This is a genomic window from Haladaptatus sp., assembly GCF_049589095.1.
Lineage (GTDB): Archaea > Halobacteriota > Halobacteria > Halobacteriales > Haladaptataceae > Haladaptatus.
The window spans coordinates 1-2,851 of the sequence record NZ_JBAWAC010000407.1 but is presented as its reverse complement, the minus strand read 5'-3'; the positions used below and the strand labels follow the sequence as shown (position 1 = coordinate 2,851).

Here is a 2,851-nt window from a genome sequence, read left to right as displayed (position 1 = left end):
GGGAACGTCAGACCCCGCTCTCAGGGGCGGTCCGACCCTGCTCAATTCGCTCGTACAGGTAATACGAGTACACCACTGTTGTCGCGGCAGTCACGAGAGCGGGGATAACGAGGAAGTAGAGTGCGTAGTCGCCGAACAGCAGTCCAAATAGCGTCAGAATCGCTGTAGCCTTGAACAGCTTCCCTCCGAGTGCGTCCGGTTCGATACTTCCTCGTTACTCAGCGTCCATGGGGTTCGAATGCCGACGAACCAGTTTGCGTTTCGCATGTGTAATTAGGACACCGCTGTAGTAGAGGAGACCAACAGCTGCGACCAGAATGAGATACGTGAAGTCGAACTCATAGCCAAGATTGAACGCGACGACCCCGGCGTGGAGTACGAACATGTACCCTGCGGAGATAACGACGAACCAGTCGTAGTACAGGCGGAACGCCTCGATATTCTCGCCAAGCGGATCGATTCAAGGGAGGGCGGCAAACACGACGAGTAGACCTGCTGTCAGTGCAGGGACAAGCCAGAGAGCGAGCGTCTTTGACATCGTTCCGTTAGGGTTGCCGCTCGCATCCCAGTTTGAGACGATTTAAGACGGAGGTCGGGCGCGGCGACAACGCTCACGACGTCGGAAAGAACGACGAACCCAGTCGCTAGCGAGAAGCGATGATGAGTATTCATTCAAAATAGTACGACCGAACGTCTAATAAACCCGGTCCCAGTGGTGCCCTTACTGACTCCCTAGTGCATCACTAGATCGTGTTCACTGTGAAAGGGTGTCTCCTGTCGACGTCGATCCCGAGGACGAGTGCCGTCACTTGTACCCCAATAATCGAAGACCGTTCAGTGAAACAAGGACTGTAGACCCTTCGTGCCCGACCACTGCGAGTGGGAGTGAAAGTCCACTCAGGAGGATGGTCCCCACCATGAGCGCAATTGCACCGAAGGCAATAGCGAGGTTGATTGTGAGCGTCCGGCGTGTCTTTCGACCGAGCCCAAGCACATACGGTATTTTGCTGATATCGTCGCCCATCAGGACAATATCGGCGGTTTCGAGTGCGACGTCTGTTCCGGCACCCCCCATCGCAACACCTAAGGTCGCCGTGGCGAGCGCTGGTGCATCGTTCACTCCATCACCGACCATCGCCACAGTGTTGTAGCGCTCAACCAACTCCTCAACACTTGCAACTTTCTCCTCGGGAAGTAACGCTGCCTGGACCTCGTCGATACCGACCTCATCTGCGATCCGCTGTGCGACGCGTTCGTTGTCGCCCGTCAGCATCACGATGTGGTCAACGCCGAGAGCCCTGAGTTCCGAGATCATGTCTGTAGCCCCCGGACGGACGGTGTCAGTGAACGCAAGCCAACCGAGCACGTGGACCGAGTCATTGATCTCCTGTGCCACGAGCACACTCGTTTTTCCCTCCGATTCCAGCGTTTTCAATCGCTCTAATCCCGTCTCTACCCCATCAATTGTCCGGTCTGCAAGGACTGTCTCAAAGTAGGTGGGATTGCCGATATGGATCGTCCGGTTTTCGACCACAGCTCGAACTCCTTTACCGGCGACCGCTCGAAATCCGTGAGCGTCCGGAATGTCGAGTGACTGCTGCTCTGCTGCTGTGACGGTCGCCTCGGCGAGGTGATGTTCCGAGCGGGTCTGTACCGCGGCCGCCACCGCCAGGAGCTGGTCGTTGGTACTCACCGCACTGGAGATGGGACTTGCGTCGCGGACTATGACATCGGTTAGCTGTGTATCGCCTTTGGTGAGCGTCCCGGTTTTGTCGAACGCGACTGCATTGATGTTCGCTGCTGCCTCGACGTGTTCACCGCCTTTGAACAGGACACCCTGTCTTCCGCCCGACGCAATCGCCGAGAGCACCGCCGCCGGCGTTGAGATGATGACCGCACACGGTGATGCCGCGACCATGAGCGTCATCGCCTGGTAGAACGTACTCGTGAACTCTGCGTCCAGCAAGAGCAGTGGAAGCGCGATAGCCGCGATTGTCAGGCCGAACACCCCGAGAACATACGGCTGTTCGAGGCGGTCGATGAGACGCTGCGTAGGTGCCTTCTCGCTCTGGGCGCCTTCGACCATATGGATGAGTCGCGTGATGGCCGACTCGTGTGCCTGCCGGGTCACTTCGACCTCTAAACTCCCGCTTTCGTTGATCGTCCCGCCGAATACCTCGTCTCCGGGACCCTTTGGCACGGGCATGGACTCGCCAGTGAGTGATGCCTGATCGACCGTACTCTCGCCTGCTTCGACAACGCCATCGAGTGGAATCCGGTCGCCGGGTCGGACGACGAACACGTCGCCAACCGCGACTTCGTCAATGGGCATCGTAACCTCCTCGCCATCGCGCACCACCTGTGCTGAGTCTGGGCGCATCTCGATGAGCGACTTTATCGCACGGCGCGACCGCCCGATGGCGTAGTGCTGAAGCACGTTCGACAGTGAGAACAGGAACAGCAACATTGCCCCTTCGAACGGCGCACCAATCGAGAGCGCTCCGAGTGCGGCGACGATCATTAACAGGTCGATATCGACCGTTTGATGGCGGAGTGTCTCAATTGCTCCCTCAAGACCGTACCACCCGCCGAAGATGTAGGCGACGCCGTACCCGGCCCACATGAGGAATCCAGGACCGTCGAGCCATCCCGTTGCCAGACCGGTCACCATCCCGGCAAGCGTCAGACCGACGAACACCGCTTCCCGACGCAGTTCCGAGCGGGTACTTACGTCCTCTATTCCAGTTTCAGTATCCTCGCGAACTGAAACGTCGTGGTCACGGACTACCTCTTTGAGTGTCTCTTCAGCGGTGACATTCCCGTCGTATGTTATGCGTGCGCTCCCAGTCCG

At 58.1% G+C, this 2,851-nt stretch carries 1 protein-coding gene and 1 pseudogene; both read right to left on the bottom strand.

Annotated features, from left to right (window positions below):
- Positions 1-7 precede the first annotated feature (7 nt).
- Positions 8-672 (bottom strand): annotated as a pseudogene (locus WBV42_RS12800) (SdpI family protein).
- 133 nt (positions 673-805) lie between these two features.
- Positions 806-2,851, bottom strand: a 2,046-nt coding sequence (locus tag WBV42_RS12795; protein ID WP_423986374.1) for a heavy metal translocating P-type ATPase, incomplete at its 5' end; no start/stop codon positions are given.